The organism is Acinetobacter cumulans (genome assembly GCF_003024525.3).
Classification (GTDB): Bacteria; Pseudomonadota; Gammaproteobacteria; order Pseudomonadales; family Moraxellaceae; genus Acinetobacter; species Acinetobacter cumulans.
Genome location: NZ_CP035934.2, coordinates 3,421,594 through 3,427,709, shown reverse-complemented (window position 1 = coordinate 3,427,709; position 6,116 = coordinate 3,421,594). Strand labels below are relative to the sequence as shown.

Annotated in this window: 6 protein-coding genes; 5 read left to right on the top strand and 1 reads right to left on the bottom strand. The window is 41.7% G+C overall.

The features are described 5' to 3' along the window. The first annotated feature begins 660 nt into the window (after positions 1 to 660). From rpmH to mnmE, 5 genes are all read left to right on the top strand, one after another. The gene (gene rpmH / locus C9E88_RS16110) at positions 661 to 795 is read left to right on the top strand and encodes a 50S ribosomal protein L34 (RefSeq protein ID WP_000831329.1); all 135 of its coding nucleotides are present in this window, start codon (positions 661 to 663) and stop codon (positions 793 to 795) included. Between the two features lie 30 nt (positions 796 to 825). Then, complete coding sequence (gene rnpA, locus C9E88_RS16105) at positions 826 to 1,221, top strand: ribonuclease P protein component (RefSeq protein WP_106986185.1); 396 nt, start codon at positions 826 to 828, stop codon at positions 1,219 to 1,221. A gap of 9 nt (positions 1,222 to 1,230) precedes the next feature. Beyond that, entirely contained in the window at positions 1,231 to 1,551 is a 321-nt protein-coding gene (yidD, locus tag C9E88_RS16100; RefSeq protein ID WP_106986184.1) for a membrane protein insertion efficiency factor YidD, read from the top strand. 5 nt (positions 1,552 to 1,556) lie between these two features. Then, positions 1,557 to 3,323, top strand: a complete 1,767-nt coding sequence (gene yidC / locus C9E88_RS16095; protein WP_106986183.1) for a membrane protein insertase YidC — start codon at positions 1,557 to 1,559, stop codon at positions 3,321 to 3,323. A gap of 93 nt (positions 3,324 to 3,416) precedes the next feature. Beyond that, on the top strand, positions 3,417 to 4,772 hold the full coding sequence (gene mnmE, locus C9E88_RS16090) for a tRNA uridine-5-carboxymethylaminomethyl(34) synthesis GTPase MnmE (protein ID WP_106986182.1): 1,356 nt from the start codon (positions 3,417 to 3,419) through the stop codon (positions 4,770 to 4,772). Positions 4,773 to 4,843: 71 nt separating this feature from the next. Here the strand turns inward: mnmE and C9E88_RS16085 are convergent, their stop codons facing one another. Further along, a complete protein-coding gene (locus tag C9E88_RS16085) occupies positions 4,844 to 6,028 on the bottom strand; it encodes an MFS transporter (RefSeq protein WP_106986181.1) in 1,185 nt (394 codons plus the stop codon). Positions 6,029 to 6,116: the final 88 nt, after the last annotated feature.

Genomic DNA, 6,116 nt, shown 5'->3' with positions numbered 1-6,116 from the left:
GTGAAACCCCTATTCATTCCATTGTGCCAATAAAAAAATATGCTAGCCCGCAAAGCGGGTCGCCATTCTAACCAAGTTATCCACATCTGTCATGAACAATTCAGCAGAAATTAATCAAATAAGCCATTTTTAGATCATAAATTTAAATTTAAACCGTGTGTGGATAAGTTTATCCGCAAGCTGTGGATAAAATATAACATAAAGTTATCCACAATGTATCAAAAAAATAAAAACATAGTTATTCACAATTTAAACATTTGTTTTTTATATTTTAAAATACGATTTCCACAGAAAAACTCAACACTAATAATAATAAATTTAAATTTATAAATTTGAATTTATTTATAGAAACTTGATTTTCTGGGGATAACTAAGATTGCGATTTAAATTCAAATTTAAAACTAAGTTGGAATTTAAATTTAAATCTTATTGTGGATAACTTTGTGGTTAAAGTTGTTAATATCTTATTTTATCATAATAAACAATGATTTATCCTGTGTGTAAACCGATATTCGATAAAACAACACATTTTTATTTTGATCACTTTTATTGTCTTAACTTAATTTGTTTTTAAAAGAAAGTTGGTTTTTAATTGACAGCTCAAGCAATGAGCACTAAAATCGCGAACCTTCATAGAAAGATCATTTTTGGAGTTTCGATATGAAACGTACTTTCCAGCCTTCTGAACTAAAACGTAAACGCGTTCATGGCTTCCGTGCTCGTATGGCTACTAAAGCTGGTCGTCAAGTATTAGCTCGTCGCCGTGCAAAAGGCCGTCATAGCTTAACTGTTTAATCTGTTAAAGCTATACACGACTTGGGTGTTATGACAACACTTTATGGGTTTAGCACAGATGTTCGCATACACTGTGCTGACGACTATAAAAGTGTGTTCGATGGTGCGCTTTTTAAAGTGCATCAGCCCCATTTCTTATTTCTTGCGAAAATTTCCGAACAGCCTAAAAGCCGTTTGGGTATTGTTGTTGCTAAGAAAAAAGTACGTCGTGCACATGAAAGAAATCGAGTAAAACGTCTGGCTCGCGAAAGCTTTCGCTTGCATCAGCAGCAATTAGATGTATTGGATATTGTGGTGATGCCTAAAGTAGGTATAGAAGCAGTCCCAAATGCAGAATTGCATCAGCAATTACAATTTGCTTGGCAAAAGCTTCAACGTATTGCCAAAAAGCATTCAAAAACAGCTCCCTCCTCACAGAAAAAGTAGAGACAACCAATGGTACGTCTACTGCATTGGTTCATTCGTTTCTATCAAATAGTGATTAGTCCCTTACTTGGGCCTCGTTGTCGCTATATTCCAACCTGTTCTCAGTATTCTTTGGAAGCAATCCATCGGCATGGTGCTGTGCGTGGTGTCTGGCTGTCTGTTCATCGTATTTGTCGCTGTCATCCTTGGGGTGGCTCAGGGTATGACCCAGTGCCAGCCAAAGCAGTTCGTTTTATTTCATTTCAGCAAATAGATTCTCAAACGCGTCACGTTGCTGTACCCTTTCGTGATCGTTTATTGAACCAAAAACACTCTAACCACTTGGGGTAATAGATATGCAACAATGGGCCAGGATTGCCATTCTAGGAGCCATGTTTGTTGTCGCTTATTTGCTTATTTTGGCTTGGCAAAAAGACTACGGTCATGCAGAAGTTAAAGCACAGCCAACCGCTGCTGCTGTTTCGCATGAAGTCTCTGCCGATTTGCCAAATGCTCAAACAGCGGCGTCAGCGACCACTGATGTGCCACAAGCAAATGTGCCAGCACAACAAACAGCAGATGCAACAGCACCAGTAAGCCAACAGCTTATTTCTGTAAAAACTGACCTTTATCATCTTTGGATTAATCCAAAGGGTGGTGATATTGTTCGTGTTGAATTACTCAACCATGACAAGAATAAAGACAGTGACCAACCTTTTGTAATGCTCGAAAGTGATGCAAAACGTACGTATGTAGCACAATCAGGCTTAATTGGTCTAAACGGTCCCGACAGTAGCCGTGCAGGTCGACCATCTTATGAGATTGAAAAATCAGCATATACTTTAGCTGATGCAAAAGCGTCTAAAGATAAAGATGGTAAAGCGGTCAAAGTCCTTACTGTACCAATGGTGTATAAAACTGCAGATGGCATTGAAATTATCAAGTCATTTACGTTCACTCAAGGTGATTACCCGATTATTGTGAATCACAAAGTGGTGAACCGCAGTGCACAAAATTGGCAAGGTCAAATGTTTGGTCAAATCAAACGTGATAATTCAGAAGATCCAGGTAAATCGGATCAAGGGATTTTCACTTTGGGCACCTTCCTTGGCGGCGCATGGGGTACACCGGATGAGCATTACAACAAGCTAAAATTTGCTAACTTCAATGAAGAAAAGTTGAATGTTGAAGCAAAAGGCGGTTGGGTTGCTGTGGTACAACATTATTTTGTAAGTGCATGGATTCCGGGCGAGCTTAAATTAACGCAAGCCAATGGTCAGCCTTATGCAGCGAAGTTGGAATCACGTAAATCAACAGATGACATGAACATCATTGGTTTTACTTCGCCAACAATTAATGTTCCTGCGGGTACGGTTGCTGAATTAGATGCAACATTCTACTCAGGACCAAAAATTCAGTCTGAATTAAAAGATTTAGCTGTTGGTTTAAACCAAACTGTAGATTATGGTTGGTTGTGGCCAATTGCGAAGCTTTTATTCTTAGGCTTACAGTTCTTCCACGGTTTAGTGGGCAACTGGGGTTGGTCAATTATTTTATTGACGATTCTAGTGAAATTAATTCTTTGGCCGTTGTCGTCGAAGAGCTATCGCTCTATGGCGAAAATGCGTGTGATTGCGCCTGAAATGCAACGTATGAAAGAAGAGTTCGGTGAAGACCGTATGCGCTTCTCTCAAGAAATGATGGCTTTGTACAAGCGTGAGCAAGTTAACCCTCTTTCTGGGTGCTTACCATTGTTATTACAAATGCCGATTTTCCTTGCGTTGTATTGGGTATTGATGGAGTCAGTTGAACTTCGTCATGCACCATGGTTAGGTTGGATTCAAGATTTATCTGCAATGGACCCTTGGTTTATCCTGCCATTGTTGATGGGCTTGACGATGTTTATCCAGCAAAGTTTGAACCCACAGCCTGCAGATCCTATGCAAGCTAAAGTGTTCAAAATCATGCCAATCATCTTTACGGTATTTATGTTGTTCTTCCCTGCAGGCCTCGTGCTGTACTGGATCTGTAACAACAGTATTACGATCTTGCAACAAGGCCTGATTAATAAAGGCGTTGAAAAAGACCGTTTAAAACGTGAAGGCGCAGATTCAGCAAACTAAGCAGTGCTGATGGGCTGAATAAATCCGCTTAAGATGGTAATCTTAGGCGGATTTTTCTTTGCTTGTAATTTGAGAATTTTTTAGGTGAATGTTATGCAAAACCGAACCACTATTGCTGCCATTGCAACCCCGCCCGGTCGTGGTGGTGTCGGTGTAATTCGCCTATCTGGGCCAAAATCGTATGCAATTACAGAGGCGCTGTGCCAATCTGAATTGCCTAAAGCACGTTATGCAGGCTTTCGTAAGTTCTTAGATGTTCACGGCGAAATTATGGATGAGGGCTTGGTGATTTGCTTCCCAAATCCGCATTCATTTACAGGTGAAGACGTTGTTGAATTGCAAGGTCATGGTGGGCCTGTCATTCAAAATGCACTCCTTGCACGCTTACTAGAGCTCGGTGCGGTAGCTGCCAAAGCGGGTGAGTTTTCAATGCGTGCCTTTGAAAATGGCAAAATGGACTTGGTACAAGCAGAAGCCATTGCCGATTTGATTGATGCTACCTCACAAGCTGCAGCACGTTCGGCCGTACGTTCTTTGCAAGGTGCATTTTCAACTAAAGTGAATGCGGTATTAGAAAATCTAATTCACTTACGTTTACATGTAGAAGCGGCCATTGATTTTCCAGAAGAAGAAATTGACTTTTTGGCTGATGGTAAAATTTTAGGTTTATTGGATGGGGTGAGTGCTTCTGTCAGCGCTGTGCAACAATCAGCACGCCAAGGACAGTTGCTCCGTGAAGGCCTACAAGTGGTGATTGCGGGTAAACCCAATGCTGGTAAATCATCTTTACTCAATGCTCTAGCAGGTGTTGAACGTGCGATTGTGACCGATATTGCGGGCACGACACGTGATGTTTTACATGAAAAAATCACGCTGAATGGTTTACCTATTACGCTAACAGATACTGCAGGTCTGCGTGAAACGGGTGATGTGGTTGAAAAAGAAGGCATACGCCGTGCGATTAAGGAAATTGAGCAGGCGGATTTATTGCTTTTGGTTTATGACTTAAGTCAGGGTGAAGATCCACTACAATTAGCGCAAGATTATTTTGCAGAACACATTGAGCCTAAGCGCTTAATGTTGATTGGGAATAAATGTGATTTAACTGCAACAACGTCAGCATTGAGCGATTATCAAGGCTTTCGCCATATTACGGTGTCTGCGAAGCAAGAAACAGGCGTTCAAGCACTGATAGATGCTGTTACAGCGCATGCAGGCTTCCAACCAGAAGAAGATACCTTTATTGCACGAACACGCCATTTGGACGCAATGAAGCGCACTCAGCACTATCTTGCAGAGGCACGTGAGCAATTGGTGGTTTACCACGCAGGTGAATTGGTCGCAGAGTCGCTTCGCCTTGCACAAAATGCACTCGGTGAAATTACCGGTGATTTTAGTGCTGATGACTTATTGGGCAAGATCTTTGGATCGTTTTGTATTGGAAAATAAGCCAGTTTCCCTCGCTGTTTTAAAAATAAAAGCCCTCATTTGAGGGCTTTTATTTGAAAGTATGTTTGTGCTTAGTGCTGTAGTGGCGTGGTCATGCTGCGTTGGCAGAACAATAAACTGAGGCACAGGGCACCGACTGAGATACAAAAACCGATAATACCGATGCTAAAGCCAAAATGGTCGGATAAGTACCCCACACCAATAATCGGTAGAATTGTGCCCAAATAACCAATAAACAAATACGTCGACATCACCGCTGCTCGATTCTCTGTTTGAGTCATACTATGAATCATTCCAAATGCGCCCAGTAGGCTCAAACCGTGCCCTATTCCAGCACTGAACACACTCATAAAAAACAGCACGCCCCAGTGAAATGAAACACAGAGCGATAGCAGAATATAGCCCACGATCAGTGTAGAGAGGCCCAATCTCAACGACTTGCGCGGTAGCATTTTTTTGGCAGCGTATTGCGACAGTGCTGATACCAATAAAATGCTGGCAATAGATGTACCACTGACGATTGGGCCATGCCATGGAATAATATCTTTCACAAAAGACGGTGCTAAGGATGCAAATAAGCTAAAAGATGCGAAGGCACTGAATGCTGCAAAACCTGCGATATAAAACAGGCCGTGATATTTTTTGTCTGGCAATTCTAGATGTGGTGCAATTGAAAATGGTTGTTTTTCTGCAGGGACATGCTTCACTGTAAAAAGTCCAATCAAGCATAGAATCGCCCCTACAATGATAGGAAGATAAGGTGTGATGAGTGGCTGAGCAGAAAACTGAGCAATTACACCGCCAATCAATGGCCCAAGTCCAAAACCGATAATGGTAATAATCGAACTCATTTGTGGTGCACTTTGCTTATGGCTGGTTGGAATGGTGTAAATCAGACCGAGCATCGCTGAAGTACTAATGAGGCCAGAAGCAATACCGACTAAAAAGCGTGCGAAGGATAAAAACAGTGCATTTGGAGCGATGGCAGAGAGTGCTAGGCCAGCAATGACAAAAATCATGCCTGCTTGTAAAGTTTTAAGAAAGCCAAAACTATTGCTGGCGCGGCCTAAAAATAGCAGTGTTGCCAGACAACCAAACATATAAGCCACAAAAATATAGGTGATATGGCTCGGTAGCAAATGCCAAAGTTCCTGATAAATTGGATACAACGGGCTGGCAAGTGCTGTGCCGATGGTACCCATAATCAGGGCAAGGCTAACCATTATAAATGGGCGCCAAGATTGAGAATTTGTCATGAAACAGGTCGCATTTATAGGCTCATTTCTGACTAAAAAATGCAGAACATGAGAAATGGGCGGGTGTTTGCTCAGTGTACTGGCGATC

What these genes read in the sequence shown, in the direction of transcription:
- rpmH (WP_000831329.1), top strand. Translation starts at nt 661, where the DNA reads ATGAAACGTACTTTCCAGCCTTCTGAACTAAAACGTAAACGCGTTCAT.
- rnpA (WP_106986185.1), top strand. Translation starts at nt 826, where the DNA reads ATGACAACACTTTATGGGTTTAGCACAGATGTTCGCATACACTGTGCT.
- yidD (WP_106986184.1), top strand. Translation starts at nt 1,231, where the DNA reads ATGGTACGTCTACTGCATTGGTTCATTCGTTTCTATCAAATAGTGATT.
- yidC (WP_106986183.1), top strand. Translation starts at nt 1,557, where the DNA reads ATGCAACAATGGGCCAGGATTGCCATTCTAGGAGCCATGTTTGTTGTC.
- mnmE (WP_106986182.1), top strand. Translation starts at nt 3,417, where the DNA reads ATGCAAAACCGAACCACTATTGCTGCCATTGCAACCCCGCCCGGTCGT.
- C9E88_RS16085 (WP_106986181.1), bottom strand. Translation starts at nt 6,028, where the DNA reads ATGACAAATTCTCAATCTTGGCGCCCATTTATAATGGTTAGCCTTGCC.